This is a genomic window from Halomonas sp. RT37, from assembly GCF_040070525.1.
Taxonomy (GTDB): Bacteria; Pseudomonadota; Gammaproteobacteria; order Pseudomonadales; family Halomonadaceae; genus Halomonas; species Halomonas litopenaei.
Genome location: NZ_CP098827.1, coordinates 2,314,480 through 2,329,513 on the forward strand (window position 1 = coordinate 2,314,480; position 15,034 = coordinate 2,329,513).

The following is a 15,034-nucleotide window of genomic DNA, read 5'->3' on the forward strand; positions in this document are numbered from 1 at the left end:
AAAAGCCCCTGCCCATCGGCGGGGGTTTTTCGTTGATGGGAAATCAGCCCAGCAGCCTGGACAGTGGTGACTGCAAGGAAGACGCCGCGCGACGGGCCAGCGACGGAAGGTTGGTGAGAGGTGATAGAGACGATAGAGGCGTGAGCGGTGAGCCACCATGAGGCTCGGTCAGGTGCTGTCCGATCATTCTACGCGCCGGTGCCAGTCGGTCACCCAGGCGCAGTCCCAGGTGACGGACCATTCGAGCGTGCACTCCGTCATCGGTGTAAAGGCCAACGATGGCCTGGGTGGCTTGATACAGCGGCCAGGTGGCCAGCCGATGCTCGCGCTCGTAGCGCTTCAGCAGTTGCGGGTCGGCGATGTCCTGTCCGAGTTGGTGGGCGCGGATCAGCCGGCGGGCCAGGCGGTGCTGACTCTGGGCGCCAAAGTTGAAGCCGTGTGCCGTCACCGGATGCATGCCCACCGCAGCGTCACCGACCAGGGCAAAGCGTTCGGCCACGAAGCGCTCTGCGTAGGCGCTTACCAGGGGATAGACGTGGGTCTCTCCCTCCAGGGTCATGGCGCCGAGCCTGCCTCCGTAGCGATGGGCCAACGCCTGCGACAGTGCCTCGGGCGGCAGCGCGGTAAGCTCCGACATCTGCTGGCTGGGCAGGGTCACCACCGCCGACGACAGGTGTTCGTGCAATGGCAACAACGCCAGGGTCTGGCCGTGGTCGAACCACTCCCAGGCAGACTGGTCATGGGCGCGTTGGTGGCGAACCCGACACACCAGCATGCTGCGGCCGTTATCGCGCATGCGCGCAGCGATGCCCATCTGACGGCGGGATTCGGAGAAGCGACTGTCCGCGGCCACCGCCAGACGAGCCGACAGGCGAGTACCGTCTTCCAGTGCCAGACGCGCCGCACCGGGGTCGCTGGTGATGCTTTCCAGCGCCGAGAAGTGCCAGTCGATGCCGTCCATGCGTTCGGCTTCCTCGAAGGCGGCGCGGCGTATCAGATGGTTCGGCACCATGAAGCCCAGTGGTCGATCGTTGCCGGAGTCGAAGTCCATGGCAAAGGACGACTGTCCGTTGAACACCTTGGCATGCGTCAGCGGTGCCACCTCGTGCTGGGGGATCCGCTGCCACACACCAATGTCGGCAAGCAGGTCGCAGGATGCCTGGGTCATGGCGATCTCGCGCCCATCGGGCCTGGGTTCGGCCAGTCGAGGGCGATCGATTCGATCGATCAGTGCCACACTCAAGCCGGCACCGGCCAGTGCTCGCGCCAGGCATAGGCCCACTGGCCCTGCACCAATGATGGCCACATCCTTCATTCGTCACTCCTGAGCTGGATTCGCTGGTGAGCTGCACGCGCGGTAGAATGCGCGATAAATCAAGCGCCCGACGCTAGCACAACGGGTGATCAGGTGGCGGGCTTTGTGGCGCGCATTTGATCCAGCGCCGGGTTCAGGTGCTTTTGGCAGGCTCCTTCAGGGCCTTGTCTTCCAATATCGCCCGGCGACGTGCGAAGCGTCGGCTTCCAGCAACCAACGGGATGCACCATGGCAGGACATAGCAAGTGGTCGAACATCAAGCATCGCAAGGCCGCCCAGGATGCCCAAGCGCGGCAAGATATTCTCCAAGCTGATCCGCGAGCTGGGCGTGGCCGCTCGTCAGGGCGGGCCCGAACCCGCTGACAATCCGCGTCTGCGGGCCGCCATCGACAAGGCCCTGTCCAATAACATGACCAAGGACACGATCCAGCGGGCGGTGGATCGCGGGGCAGGGCAGAATGATGGCGATGACATGGAGGAGATCACCTACGAGGGCTATGGTCCGGAAGGCGTCGCCATCCTGGTGCAGTGCATGAGCGACAACCGCAATCGAACTGTCTCAGATGTGCGACACGCGTTTTCCAAGCATGGCGGTAACCTGGGCACCAGCGGATCGGTCGCCTTCATGTTCCATCACCAGGGGCGACTGACCCTGGCACCGGGAACCTCTGAGGAGGCAGCCATGGCGGCCACCCTGGAGGCGGAGCCCGAGGATATCCTGACCGACGAAGACGGCAGCCTGGAGGTGGTGACATCACCGGAGCGCTTTGGTGCCGTCAAGGATGCCCTGCTGGCCGCGGAGCTTGAGCCCGTCTACAGCGACGTCGGACTCTTCGCCGATACCACCACGCCCATCGAGGATGCCGATCTCGCGCGCCGTGTGCTCGCCCTGATCGATCAACTCGAAGACCTCGATGACGTGCAAAATGTTTTCACCAATGCGGACTTCAATGATGCCATTCTTGCCGAACTGGAGCGCTGACCTGCCGGGGAACCCGGCATGATCGTGCTGGGGATCGATCCTGGCTCGCGTATCACCGGCTACGGGGTACTCGACGCCAGCGAGCGGCAGCCGCGCTACATCGCCAGTGGCTGCATCCGGCTCAAGGATGAGTCCCTGGCCCAGCGCCTGGCGCAGGTCTATGCCGGGATCAGCGAGTTGATCGGGATCCACCGTCCCGCGGCCTTCGCCATCGAGCAGGTGTTCATGTCGAAAAATGCCGACTCTGCGCTGAAACTGGGCCAGGCGCGGGGCGCCGCCATCGTCTGCGCCGCCAATCACGGCCTGGATGTGCACGAGTATGGGCCGCGCCAGATCAAGCAGGCGGTCACCGGCAGCGGTGGTGCCGACAAGACCCAGGTGCAGCACATGATCACGGCGACGCTGGGACTGTCCGGCACGCCCCAGGCGGACGCCGCCGATGCTCTGGGAATCGCCCTGACGCACTGCTACGCGTCACGTGGCTTGATCACCCAGGGCTCCTTCGGTGGGCGGCCCAGCGGCTCCAGGGGGGGCGGCAAGGGGACGTCCTGGCGCCAGTATCGTCCCTAGGCGCTGTCCGAAAAGTCGACGAGCGAAGGTTAGACAAGGCAAAAATCGGTGAGAAAGCGCAGTTTACGGGGTGTAAATGAGCATTTTGACCGGGCTGGCGCACCAGCCGATTTTTAACGCCGTATTACCGAGCGCAGGCACTTTTCAGACAAGCCCTAGGTTTTTTTACGCCGATGCGCCGGGTTGTTGTTGCTGCATCGGCTGACGTTCAGGCTGTCGCAAAGTGGCGACGGAAGCATTATCGAACAGCGTTTGTTTGTGCTGGCGGGGCCCAGGCTGCCACCGTATAGTGGGATGCAAGGTACGCTTGCAGGGTAGCCGCTCCCGCGATTCGTGACCGCCGTCTCAGGTACACTGGCGATCACTTTTACCGCCGAGATCAAGGAAGTATTCGCGCCATGATTGGACGCATCACGGGCACACTGCTCGAAACCCAACCACCCTGGCTGGTGGTCGACGTCAATGGCGTCGGCTACGAGATGGAAGCCTCCATGACCACCCTGGTCGCCCTGCCGGGCGCCGGGGAGCGGGTGTCGCTGTACACCCATCTGACCGTGCGCGACGATGCCCATCTGCTGTATGCCTTTGCCCGCGAGCAGGAGCGCGCGCTATTTCGCGCACTGATCAAGGTCAACGGTATCGGCCCCAAGCTGGCCCTGGCGATTCTCTCCGGCATGGACGAGGACGCCTTCATCCGCTGCGTGATGGAAGACGACGTCAAGGCGCTGACACGTCTGCCTGGCGTCGGCAAGAAGACGGCCGAACGTCTGGTGATCGAGATGCGCGATCGCTTTCCCCACTGGCAGCATCCCGACAGCCTGCCGCTCGAAGGGAACGCTCAGCCGTCCACACCGGTATCCGGCAAGACGGCATTGGCTGACGCCGAGGCGGCGCTGGTCAGTCTGGGCTACAAGCCCACCGAGGCAAGCCGCATGTTGTCCGGCCTCGAGGATGAGGGCAGCACAGAAGCCATGATCAAGGCGGCGTTGGCGCGCCGCATGGCGGGTTGACCATGATCGATACCGACCGACTGATCGCCGCCGATCCGCAGGAAGGAGAAGGGCGGGTGGACCACGCCATCCGCCCCAGGCGCCTGGCCGACTATATCGGCCAGCCCCGGGTCAGGGAGCAGCTCGAGATCTTCATCCACGCCGCCCGGGCCCGGGACGAGAGTCTCGACCACACCCTGGTATTCGGCCCGCCTGGACTCGGCAAGACCACCCTGGCCAATATCATCGCCACCGAGATGGGCGTGGGCCTGACCTCGACCTCCGGACCGGTGCTCGAGCGTGCCGGCGACCTGGCCGCCATGCTCACCAATCTCAAGGCCGGTGACGTCCTGTTCATCGACGAGATCCATCGACTCTCGCCGGTGGTGGAAGAGATCCTCTATCCCGCCATGGAAGACTTCCAGCTTGATATCGTCATCGGTGAGGGCCCTGCGGCCCGCTCGATCAAGCTCGATCTGCCCCCCTTTACCCTGGTCGGGGCGACCACCCGAGCCGGGCGTCTGACGTCACCGCTGCGTGATCGTTTCGGTATCGTGCAGCGCCTCGAGTTCTATGCCATCGACGAGCTGACCGAGATCGTGGCACGCTCGGCGCGCCTGCTCGAGGTGCACACCGACACGGACGGCGCCCGTGAGGTGGCCAGGCGCTCCCGTGGCACACCACGTATCGCCAACCGGCTGCTGCGGCGGGTTCGCGACTTCGCCGAGGTCAAGGCGGCAGGGCGCATCACCGCCGAGGTGGCCGACCAGGCGCTCAACATGCTGCACGTTGACCACCATGGCCTCGACCATATGGACCGTCGTCTGCTGCTGGCGATGCTCGAGAAGTTCGACGGTGGCCCGGTGGGCGTGGATTCGCTGTCGGCGGCCATCGGCGAGGAGCGCGACACCATAGAGGACGTGATCGAACCCTACCTGATTCAGCAAGGTCTGATGATGCGCACCGCACGAGGCCGGGTGGTGACGCGCCAGGCCTGGACCTATTTCGGCATGGCCCCTGACGACCAGGCCTTCGACGCTTCCAACGACTGACCCGAGACGAGGATTTCCGTGAACGACTCCATGTCCATTCCCCATCTGATCATGAACGCCAGCGGCGTGGTGCAATTTGTCATGCTGCTGCTGATGATCGGTTCCGTGCTTTCCTGGATCGTGGTGTTCCAGCGCAGCTTTGTGATGCGCCGTGCACGCAAGGCGCATCGCGCCTTCGAGGACCGCTTCTGGTCCGGCGTCGACCTCAACGAGCTGTATCGAGACGCCCCGGCCGAGGGCGAGACCCAGGGCGCCGAGCACATCTTTCGCGCCGGCTTTCGCGAGTTCAATCGACTGATGCCGAAGACCCGCAGCCCCCAGGCGATCCTCGACGGCGTCCAACGCAGCATGCGGGTGGCCTGGTCACGTGAAGAAGAGCGCCTGAACCTGCACCTGGTGTTCCTCGCCACGGTGGCCTCGGCCAGCCCCTATATCGGCCTGTTCGGCACCGTCTGGGGCATCATGGGCTCCTTCCAGTCGCTGTCGATGGCCCAGCAGGCGACCCTGGCCACGGTGGCACCATGGATCGCGGAGGCGCTTGTCGCGACCGCCATGGGCCTGTTTGCAGCGATCCCCGCGGTCATCTTCTATAACCGCCTGTCGGCGGAATCGTCGCGCCTGCTGGGTAAGTACGAAGACTTTGCCGAGGAGTTCCACTCCATCCTGCACCGCAACCTGCAGGGCCGGCCCGACGCCGGCGCCGCCTGATCAAGGAGACGCCGCATGCTTGGACCCTTCAATCGCCGTGGGCGCAGCAAGCCCATGGGGGAAATCAATGTGGTCCCCTTTATCGACGTCATGCTGGTGCTGCTGGTGATCTTCATGATCACCGCGCCGATGCTGACCCAGGGGGTCAAGGTCGACCTGCCTCAGGCGACATCGGAGCCGATCGAGGACACCGAAGACACCGACCCGATCATCGTCTCGGTGGACAAGGAAGGGCAGTACTTCATCAGCCTCGGTGGCGACGAGACCCAGGTCAGCCTGGACGAGTTGAGTGACCGCGTGGTCATTCTGCTCGAGCGCAACCCCGGTACGCCGGTCATGGTGCGGGGTGATCGCAACGTCTCCTACGGCCAGGTGGTGACCTTGATGAGCACGCTGCAGGTGGCCGGCGTCGCCAACGTCGGGTTGATCTCCGAACCCCCGCCCCAGGACGGTTAGGAGCGCTCATGGCGAAACCACAGCGGCGAAAGACACTCAAGCGTTCCGCCGGGCGAGTTGGCTATGGTCTGCCGACGGTGCTGGCCGTTGCCCTGCACCTGGGTATCCTGGTCATCAGTGTGATCAAGTGGCCGAGCAGTGAACCCGAGGCGCCCAACAACGCCATCGTGCAGGCTACCCTGATCAGCACCGAGACACGTACCGATCAGGCCCAGCAGGCGGCCGAGGCACGCACCCGCGCGGCCGAACGTCAGGCTCAGGAAGAAGCCGAGCGCCAGGCCCAGGAGGAGGCCGAACGTCAGGCCCGCGAGGCCGCAGAGCAGCAGGCCGCCGAAGAGGCCGAGCGTCAGGCGGCAGAACAACAGGCTCAGCAGGAAGCCGAGCAGCAGGCAAGGGAAGAAGCTGCCGAACAAGCCCAGGCGGAAGCCGAACGGCGGGCCGCCGAGGCCGAAGCCGCCGCCCAGCGCAAGGCCGAAGAGGAAGCCGAGCGTGAAGCCGCTCGCCAGCAGGCCGAGCAGGAGCGCCAGGCCGAAGCCGAGCGACGTCGTCAGGAAGAGGCGGCGCGACAGCAGGAGGCCGAACGACAGGCCCGCGAGGAAGCCGAGCAGAAAGCAAGAGAGGAAGCCGAGCAGCAGGCAAGAGAGGAGGCTGAGCGCAAGGCACAGGAAGAAGCCGAACGTCAGGCCCGCGAGGCAGCCGAGCAGAAAGCAAGAGAGGAAGCGGAGCAGCAGGCAAGAGAGGAAGCCGAGCGCAAGGCACAGGAAGAGGCCGAACGTCAGGCCCGCGAGGAAGCCGAGCAAAAGGCACGAGAAGAAGCCGAACGTCAGGCCCGCCAGGAAGCGGAACGCAAGGCACAGGAAGAGGCCGAGCGCCAGGCCCGCGAGGCCGCCGAACAGAAGGCCAGAGAAGAGGCCGAGCGGCAGCTTCAGCGGATCATCGAGGGCGATTCCAGTGCCGTCTCCAACGCCGAACAGGGGAACGAGGCCGCCAATGGCTTTATCCAGCTGGTGCGGCGTGCGGTGGAGCAGGCCTGGGTCATCCCGCCCAATGTGGGCGACGGCACCACCGCCGAGGTACAGGTCAGGTTGGGGCCCTCGGGTGAAGTATTTGCTGCAACGGTCACACGTTCGAGCGGAAACGCCGCCTTCGACAACTCCGCCATCCAGGCGGTGGAGTCTGCTGCTCCGTTCACCGAACTGCGAGACCTTCCCAGCGGCGTGCAACGCGACTATCGTCAATTCAATCTGCGATTCAGACCGGGAGACATTCGCTGATGAGAGCCTTGAATGCGAGTTGGTGGACCAGGAGGGTCAGCATGACCGTCGCTCACACAAGCCTTGCCAAGCGTCTGCTTGCTGTTGTGGCAGGCATGCTGGTATGGCTGGCCGGGCCAGCGGCCCAGGCCGATCTGACCATCGATATCACCCGTGGCAACGAAAGGGCCACACCGATCGCGGTGGTGCCCTTCGCCGACCAGGCGGGTGGGCTACCGGAGGATATCGCCCAGGTCGTCTCCGATGACCTGGAGCGCAGCGGCTACTTCGAACCGTTGCCGCGCTCAGAAATGTTCAACCAGCCCTCGAGCAGCGAAGAGGTCACCTACGGTGACTGGCGCAGTCTCGACTCGCGCTACCTGGTGGTCGGCAGCACCAGTCAGGAGGGTGGCCAGGTCAAGGTGCGCTTCGAGCTTCTCGACGTCAGTGGCGAGACCCGGCTGCTGGGCGAGACGGTCACGGCATCGAGTTCCGATCTGCGCGGCGCGGCGCACTATATCAGTGACCAGATCTTCGAGGAGATCACCGGAATTCGTGGCGCCTTCTCGACCCGCATCGCCTATGTCACCTCGCAGGGGGTGGGCGACAACACCCAGTACGGGCTCTATGTGGCCGACGCCGATGGGCGCAACAGCCAGCAGGTCCTGACGTCCGATGAACCGATCATGTCACCGGCCTGGTCGCCGGATGGCGGCAAGCTGGCCTATGTGTCCTTCGAGACCGAACGGCCGGCCATCTACGTGCAGAATCTGGCCACCGGTCAGCGCGTCAAGCTGACCGACTTCGAGGGGCTCAACAGCGCACCGAGCTGGTCGCCGGATGGTCGTCGCCTGGCGATGGCGCTGTCCCGGGACGGCCAGCCCGAGATCTACGTGATGGATATCGGCTCGCGCAACGTTCAGCGTGTCACCAACTCCTCGAGCATCGAAACCGAGCCGGCCTGGGCGCCGGACGGCCGCTCCCTGATCTTCACCTCGGACCGCTCGGGCGGCCCCCAGATCTATCGCCAGAGCGTGTCCGGTGGTGAGGCCGAGCGTCTGACCTACACCGGCAACTACAATGCTCGTGGTCGCCTGTCGCCGGATGGCGAAACGCTGTTCTTGATCCACCGCGGCAACAATGGCTATCAGGTGGCCAAGCAGGACCTCGAGAGCGGGCGTCTGGTGGAAATCAGTGATGCCCAGCAGGCCGAATCTCCCAGTATCGCGCCCAATGGCACCATGGTAATCTTCGCCACCCAGCAGGGTAGCACCGGGGTGCTGGGAGCGGTCACCGCCGATGGACGTGCGCAGTTCCGTCTGCCCGCCGCCCAGGGCGATGTCCGTGAGCCGGCCTGGTCCCCGTTTCTGAACTGATTCGACGGCCATATGCCGATGAATCGACTTTGATGCATCACGCAAGGAGAGTGACACGATGTTTCTCAAGCCCTACGCCCGTTCGCTGGCCATCGCCGCTTCCCTGGCCGTTCTGGCTGGCTGTTCCAGCACCGGCGGCACCCAGGACGGCAGCGCCGCAGGCACCGGTACCGGCGGTACCATGGGTGGCACCGGCGTCGGTACCGGCACCGCCGGCAGCGGCCAGGTCAGCGGCTCCGGCTATGGCACCGACGGTGCCGGCCAGATGGCCGACGGCCGCATCCCGGAAGTGCGCACCATCTACTTCAACTACGACAGCGACGCCATCCGTCCCGAGTTCGAATCGGTGGTCAACGCCCACGCCCAGTACCTGAGCAGCAACCCCAACGCCTCCGTCGTGCTGCAGGGCCACACCGACGAGCGCGGTACCCGCGAGTACAACCTCGCGCTTGGCGAGCGTCGTGCCGGGTCCGTCGAGCGCTACCTGCGCCTGCAGGGCGTCAATCCCTCGCAGATGGAAGTGGTGAGCTACGGCGAAGAGCGCCCCGCAGCTCGCGGCAGCAACGAGGATGCCTTTGCACAGAACCGCCGTGTGGTCTTTGCTTACTGAAAGCCACTGACGTCGGACGTGGGAGAAGTCAATGAGACACAGTCTTAAGGGACTGTGCGGCGCGGGAGCCCTGGTGCTCCCGTTGTCCGTCATGGTACCCGCCATCCTGTCACCTGCACTGGCTCAGCAGCCGGTCGTCAGAGACCTCAGCGGTGGCAACAGCTTTTACGATCAGACGGCCACCCAGGCCCAGGCCAGCGGCAATCTCGCACTGTTCAACCAGGTCGAGCAGCACCAGCGCGAGTTGCGAGAATTGCGCGGGCAGATCGAAGAACTGCGCTACCAGCTCGATCAGCTCAAGCAGCAGAGTCGCCAGCAGTACATGGACCTCGATCAGCGCATGTCCGAGTTGCCGCGCCAGGCAGCGCCGCCAAGCGCCCCGAGTGAGCCCTCGGAGCCGCCGAGCGAATCCGCAGACAGCAGCGGCAGCGGAGCATCCTCTTCGTCCTCTGGCCAGGCCAGCGATGATGCCAGGGAGGCCTATCAGTCGGCGTTCTCCAAGGTGCAGTCGCGAGACTTCGATCAGGCGATCAGCGACTTCGATACCTTCGTCGATCGTTATCCCGACTCCAGCCTGACCGCCAACGCCTACTACTGGCTCGGTGAATTGCATTCGGCACAGTCGTCCTTTGGCGATGCCGCCGTTGCCTTCGAGACCGTACTGGACCGTTTTCCCGACAGCAGCAAGGTTCCCGACGCCATGTACAAGCTGGGGCTGCTGAAAGCGCGGCAGGGAGATACCGAAGGCGGCCACGCACTTCTGGAATCCGTCCAGCAGGACTATCCTGACAGCAATGCGGCATCTCTTGCCGATGACTATTTGCGTCAGGCCGGGGCCTGATCAAGGAAGCGCCATGACCGAGTGCAAGATTGATTACCAGGCACCTCAAGACCTGCTAAAGGATCGCATTCTGCTGGTGACCGGTGCCGGAGACGGCATCGGGCGTACCGCGGCGATCGAATACGCACGTCGCGGGGCCACCGTGATTCTGCTGGGCCGTACTACCGCCAAGCTCGAGAAGGTGTATGACGAGATCGAGGCCGCCGGAGGTCCGCAACCTGCGATCTTCCCGTTGAACTTCGAAGGGGCGACGCTCAAGGATTACCACGATATGGCCGAAGCGCTGGACAAGGAGTTCGGCCGGCTCGACGGTATCCTGCACAACGCCGGGCAGCTAGGCCGGATCACTCCGTTCGAGCAGTACAATCCGGAACTGTGGGATCAGGTCATGCAGGTCAACATCAACGGGCCCATCTGGATGACCCAGGCGCTGTTGCCACTGCTGACCAAGTCTGCCGACGCCTCGGTGATCTTTACCTCGTCGAGTGTTGGCCGCAAGGGGCGGGCCTACTGGGGTGCCTATTCGGTCTCCAAGTTCGCCACCGAAGGCTTTGCCCAGGTACTGGCCGAGGAGATCGATCATCTGGGGACCCTGAGGATCAACACCCTCAACCCCGGGGCGACCCGCACCGCCATGCGCAAGAGCGCCTACCCGGGCGAGGACCCCATGAGCCTGCGGACCGCAGAGGACATCATGCCGACCTATCTGTGGCTGATGGGCCCTGACAGCAAGGGCCGCAACGGGGAAGCCTTCGACGCCCAGCCGCCGAGAAGCTGACGTCACAGGCGAGCGAAGCGAGCAACGAGCGTTGCAAAAGGAACGGCGAGCCGATCGGCCCGCCGTTCCTTGCGTCTCACCGCCGAAACTGCCGATCCCGCCCCCAGCGCCAGCGAAGCTCAGGTCGCGCCTCGTGTCGTCGTGCAGCGCCGCCCTGGCCTCGTCGACCTCTGGCTTCCAGCAACGTCTCAGTGGCCTCTCAATGGCCTCTCAATGGCCTCTCAGCGTCCTCTCACTAGACTCTCAGTGCCTTTTCAGCGCCTCGAGAACCGCCTCCGCGGTATCGAACCAGCGGTCGGCCGGCCAGTCCCGGTAATCTTCTTCCTCGGCAATGTAACCATAGCCCACGGCGATAGCCGGCATGCCCGCGGCTTTTGCCGCCTGCATGTCGCGCACGTGGTCGCCTAGATACCAGCACGCCTCCGGCGCGACGTCGAGGCGCCTGGCCGCCTCCAGCAGTGGCTCTGGATGTGGCTTCTTCACCGGCAGGTCATCCGCGCAGAGCATGACGCCTGGCGCGAGTCCCAGCGCCTCGACCAGGGGCTCGGCATACAGACGTGGCTTGTTGGTGACGATCCCCCAGGGCCGGTCGAGGCCATCCCAGTGGAGCAGCAGACGATCGAGCGGCGGGAACACCTGGCTGTGTTCGGCCACCGCTTCGGCGTAGAGATCGAGCAGCTGCTGACGTGCTGCCGCGTGGTCGGGATGCTCGCTTTCGAGCCCCAGCGCGAGGGTGACCAGGGCGCTGCCACCATTGGACACCTGGGCGCGAATGGCAGGGTAGGGCAGCTCGTCCAGACCATGCAGCCGGCGCAATCGATTGGTGGCCTGGGCCAGGTCAGGGGCGGTATCCACCAGGGTGCCATCAAGGTCGAACAGCAGGGCGTGAGGTAGCGAATCGTTCACGCGGTCTCCTTGCGACAGATCATCAGGTAGTTGACCGAGACGTCGTTGGCAGACAGCGAGAAGCGACGAGTGATCGGGTGGTAGACCAGACCGCTTTGCTCCTCGATCTCGAGTCCTGCATCGCGACACCAGCGGGCCAGTTCGGCTGGGCGGATGAAACGGGCGTAGTCATGGGTACCACGAGGTACCATGCCGAGCACGTATTCCGCGCCGAGAATAGCCAGGGCGTAGGACTTGGGATTTCGATTGATGGTCGACAGCGCGAGCTGTCCGCCGGGCTTGAGCAGGCGAGCGCAGGCACGCACGATGGCTTCGGGATCGGGCACGTGCTCGAGCATTTCCAGGCAGGTCACCACTTCGAAGCGCTCCGGCGCTTCCTCGGCCATGTCTTCGACGCTGATGTAGCGGTATTCGAGAGCGACCCCCTGCTCATCGGCGTGTTGACGCGCAACCGCGAGCGACGCCTCGGCCAGATCGATACCGGTCACCCGAGCGCCGCGGCGTGCCATGGCCTCGGAGAGGATGCCTCCGCCGCAACCGACGTCCAGCACTTCGCGTCCGGCCAGTCCCACTCTGGCGTCGATGAAATCGAGCCTCAGCGGGTTGATGGCATGCAGCGGTTTAAATTCGCCTTCGGGATCCCACCAGCGTTCGGCCAGCGCGGAGAACTTGTCGATCTCGTTGTGGTCCACGTTGGCGGAAGGGGTATCGGATATGCTCATCTGTATCTCCAGGGCGTTCCATGCCGCCGATGTCAGCGGACCGAGTTCGTCTGGTACGCTATTCTACGCATTCCCTGTTCCGAGTCCCATGGCCCAGATCGCCATGGACGACAGCCGAACCCAATTTCGAGAAGAAGGAAGTCTCATGATCCGCAAGGCCGTTCTCCCCGTCGCAGGTTTTGGCACACGGTGTCTGCCGGCGTCCAAGGCCATCCCCAAGGAAATGATCACCATCGTCGATCGCCCGGTGATCCAGTACGTGGTACAGGAGGCCGTTGCGGCGGGCATTCGTGACATCGTGCTGGTGACCCACGGCACCAAGAGCGCCATCGAGAACCACTTCGACAAGCATTTTGAACTGGAGGCCGGGCTCGAGGCCAAGGGCAAGACCGAGCTGCTCGAGGAGCTGCGTGCCATCGTTCCTGCCGACGTCAACATCATCAGCGTGCGTCAGCCTGAACCTCTGGGCCTCGGCCACGCGGTGCTGTGCGCCCGTCCAGTGATCGGTGACGACGAGCCCTTTGCCGTGCTGTTGCCCGACGTACTGGTCGATGATGATGGCCTTGAGCGCAATGACCTTGCCGGCATGATCGACGCCTTCGAGCGCACCGGGCGCTCCCAGCTGATGGTGGAAGAAGTTCCGCGCGAGCTGGTCTACAAGTACGGCATCGTCGCACCCAAGGGCGAGTCCCCCGAGCCCGGTGAGTCCTGTGAGCTTTCCGGCCTGGTCGAGAAACCCAAGGTTGAGGAGGCGCCCTCCAACCTGTCGGTGATCGGACGCTACATGTTGCCGGGTCGTATCTTCCCGCTGCTGGCCAAGACCCCGCCCGGCGCCGGCAACGAGATCCAGCTTACCGACGCCATCGAGGAGCTGCGCGTCGCCGAAGGGGTGGACGCCTACCGCATGCAGGGCACCACCTACGACTGCGGCCACCAGCTCGGCTACCTGGAGGCGATCCTGGCCTATGGTCGGCGCCACTCCCGCTACGGCAAGGGCTTCACCGAGCTGCTGAAACGCTACGCCGCCGAGGACTGAAGCCATGAAGGTCGTGATACATGGAAGTGAGCTTTCGGCAGCCACCGCTGCCGCCGCGCTCTCCTGGGTGGGGCATGATGTCTGCTGGCAACCGCTGGATCGCCGCTGGAGCGAGCTCAAGGATAGTGACTGGCTGATCCGTGAGCCTTCGGTACTGCAACGCCTGACGGAGGCCATGGAGGCCGGGCACCTGACCCTGGAACGGAACAGCGAGGCCGACGGCCCGGATATCGATGTGCTGTGGCTGGCCTTGTCACCGACCCAGCGCGACGATGCCAGCCGTCTGGTGGAGGAGAACGCCTCACGTCTTGCCGACGGTGCCATCATCGTCAACAACGCGACCTTTCCGGTAGGGGACACCGAGCGGCTCGAGTCTGTGCTCGAGGGCCAGAATGTGACCTCGGTGGCACTGCCTGACACCCTCGAGGAAGGGCGCGCCTGGGAGACCTTTACCCGCGCCCGCAGCTGGCTGCTAGGCTGCGACGATGACCACGCCGAGCGCCAGGTGCGAGAATTGATGCGTGCCTTCAATCGGCGTCACGAGGTGTTCAAGCGGATGCCTCGACGTGCCGCGGAGCTGACCAAGCTGGCCATCAATGGCATGCTGGCGACCCGTATCAGCTACATGAACGAGATGGCCGGGCTAGCCGACACCCTGGGCGTGGACGTGGAGTACGTGCGTCAGGGCATGGGGGCAGACCAGCGCATCGGCTATGAATACCTGTACCCCGGATGTGGCTTCGGTGGCCCCAATTTCAGCCGGGATCTGGTGGGCCTGGTGGATGTCCAGTCGGCCAGCGGCCGCCACTCCGAATTGCTCGACCAGGTGCTCGAGATCAACGAGCACAAGAAGGAGACGCTGTTCCGCAAGCTGTGGGCTCACTATCAGGGGCGTCTGGAAGGGCGCACCGTGGCCATCTGGGGGGCTGCCTTCAAGCCCGGCACCGCACGCATCGATCATGCGCCCGTGCTGACCCTGCTGCGCGCCCTGTGGGCCCAGGGTGTGCACGTCAGATTGCATGACCCCGCTGCGCTCCCTGCCGTACGTGCGGTGGTCGGTGACCACCCGCTGTTGAGCCTGCATCAGGACGACCCGCTCGACGCCTGCCGGGGCGCCGATGCGCTGATGCTGGTCACCGAGTGGAAGGCCTACTGGAATCCTGACTGGATGGCGCTGAAACGACAGCTGGAGGGCGCCCTGATCCTCGATGGTCGCAATATCTATGACCCCCAGTACGTCGCCGCCCAGGGCTTTCACTATCGCGGCATCGGCCGACGTGCCGATCCGTCAACCTGATATATCGATCAGGGCCTGACAGCCGAACCATCGGCCCGGCACCGGGTCTGTCCCGTAAAGAGCGCAGTATTTACTGCGCTCTTTGCTTTGGTGCCTTGTTCTGTCTTGGCCAGACCAGACCAGACCAGACCAGGCCCAACCTG

General features: G+C 64.3%; 15 protein-coding genes and 1 pseudogene. 13 read left to right on the top strand and 3 right to left on the bottom strand.

Features of this window, described 5'->3' with window-relative positions:
• Positions 1-43: 43 nt before the first annotated feature.
• Complete coding sequence (gene ubiM, locus NFG58_RS09760; protein ID WP_348828065.1) at positions 44-1,315, bottom strand: 5-demethoxyubiquinol-8 5-hydroxylase UbiM; 1,272 nt, start codon at positions 1,313-1,315, stop codon at positions 44-46.
• 228 nt (positions 1,316-1,543) lie between these two features.
• On the opposite strand from ubiM, the pseudogene NFG58_RS09765 reads away from it, so the two are divergent.
• The 11 genes and pseudogenes from NFG58_RS09765 to NFG58_RS09815 all read left to right on the top strand — a co-directional run bounded on the left by NFG58_RS09765 (position 1,544) and on the right by NFG58_RS09815 (position 10,930).
• Positions 1,544-2,297 (top strand): annotated as a pseudogene (locus tag NFG58_RS09765) (YebC/PmpR family DNA-binding transcriptional regulator).
• Between the two features lie 18 nt (positions 2,298-2,315).
• On the top strand, positions 2,316-2,867 hold the full coding sequence (gene ruvC, locus NFG58_RS09770) for a crossover junction endodeoxyribonuclease RuvC (RefSeq protein ID WP_108133601.1): 552 nt from the start codon (positions 2,316-2,318) through the stop codon (positions 2,865-2,867).
• A gap of 398 nt (positions 2,868-3,265) precedes the next feature.
• Positions 3,266-3,877 carry a Holliday junction branch migration protein RuvA gene (gene ruvA, locus NFG58_RS09775; RefSeq protein WP_045992044.1) on the top strand — a complete coding sequence of 204 codons (612 nt, stop codon included), beginning with the start codon at positions 3,266-3,268 and terminating at the stop codon, positions 3,875-3,877.
• 2 nt (positions 3,878-3,879) lie between these two features.
• Positions 3,880-4,908, top strand: a complete 1,029-nt coding sequence (gene ruvB, locus NFG58_RS09780) for a Holliday junction branch migration DNA helicase RuvB (protein ID WP_348828066.1) — start codon at positions 3,880-3,882, stop codon at positions 4,906-4,908.
• 18 nt (positions 4,909-4,926) lie between these two features.
• Positions 4,927-5,616, top strand: coding sequence for a protein TolQ (gene tolQ / locus NFG58_RS09785; protein ID WP_045992046.1), 690 nt, complete (start codon positions 4,927-4,929; stop codon positions 5,614-5,616).
• A gap of 15 nt (positions 5,617-5,631) precedes the next feature.
• The gene (gene tolR, locus NFG58_RS09790; protein ID WP_108133603.1) at positions 5,632-6,072 is read left to right on the top strand and encodes a protein TolR; all 441 of its coding nucleotides are present in this window, start codon (positions 5,632-5,634) and stop codon (positions 6,070-6,072) included.
• An 8-nt stretch (positions 6,073-6,080) separates the two neighbouring features.
• Positions 6,081-7,346, top strand: coding sequence for a cell envelope integrity protein TolA (gene tolA, locus NFG58_RS09795; RefSeq protein WP_348828067.1), 1,266 nt, complete (start codon positions 6,081-6,083; stop codon positions 7,344-7,346).
• A gap of 95 nt (positions 7,347-7,441) precedes the next feature.
• Positions 7,442-8,701 (top strand): Tol-Pal system beta propeller repeat protein TolB, encoded by a 1,260-nt coding sequence (tolB, locus tag NFG58_RS09800; RefSeq protein ID WP_240184157.1) that lies wholly within the window; start codon positions 7,442-7,444, stop codon positions 8,699-8,701.
• A gap of 58 nt (positions 8,702-8,759) precedes the next feature.
• Positions 8,760-9,311 (top strand): peptidoglycan-associated lipoprotein Pal, encoded by a 552-nt coding sequence (gene pal / locus NFG58_RS09805; protein WP_045992086.1) that lies wholly within the window; start codon positions 8,760-8,762, stop codon positions 9,309-9,311.
• A 31-nt stretch (positions 9,312-9,342) separates the two neighbouring features.
• On the top strand, positions 9,343-10,152 hold the full coding sequence (ybgF, locus tag NFG58_RS09810; protein WP_348828068.1) for a tol-pal system protein YbgF: 810 nt from the start codon (positions 9,343-9,345) through the stop codon (positions 10,150-10,152).
• 13 nt (positions 10,153-10,165) lie between these two features.
• Positions 10,166-10,930, top strand: coding sequence for a YciK family oxidoreductase (locus NFG58_RS09815; protein WP_045992050.1), 765 nt, complete (start codon positions 10,166-10,168; stop codon positions 10,928-10,930).
• 243 nt (positions 10,931-11,173) lie between these two features.
• Here the strand turns inward: NFG58_RS09815 and NFG58_RS09820 are convergent, their stop codons facing one another.
• Together NFG58_RS09820 and ubiG are read right to left on the bottom strand one after the other, a co-directional pair.
• Positions 11,174-11,836 carry an HAD-IA family hydrolase gene (locus NFG58_RS09820; RefSeq protein ID WP_222516818.1) on the bottom strand — a complete coding sequence of 221 codons (663 nt, stop codon included), beginning with the start codon at positions 11,834-11,836 and terminating at the stop codon, positions 11,174-11,176.
• Complete coding sequence (ubiG, locus tag NFG58_RS09825) at positions 11,833-12,558, bottom strand: bifunctional 2-polyprenyl-6-hydroxyphenol methylase/3-demethylubiquinol 3-O-methyltransferase UbiG (protein WP_108133608.1); 726 nt, start codon at positions 12,556-12,558, stop codon at positions 11,833-11,835. Before ubiG ends, NFG58_RS09820 begins: the two co-directional genes overlap by 4 nt.
• 145 nt (positions 12,559-12,703) lie before the next feature.
• On the opposite strand from ubiG, the gene galU reads away from it, so the two are divergent.
• Both galU and NFG58_RS09835 read left to right on the top strand, forming a co-directional pair.
• Positions 12,704-13,594 carry a UTP--glucose-1-phosphate uridylyltransferase GalU gene (galU, locus tag NFG58_RS09830; protein WP_045992053.1) on the top strand — a complete coding sequence of 297 codons (891 nt, stop codon included), beginning with the start codon at positions 12,704-12,706 and terminating at the stop codon, positions 13,592-13,594.
• Positions 13,595-13,598: 4 nt separating this feature from the next.
• Positions 13,599-14,891: a nucleotide sugar dehydrogenase gene (locus NFG58_RS09835; protein WP_348828069.1), complete on the top strand. Its 1,293-nt coding sequence runs from the start codon at positions 13,599-13,601 to the stop codon at positions 14,889-14,891.
• Positions 14,892-15,034: the final 143 nt, after the last annotated feature.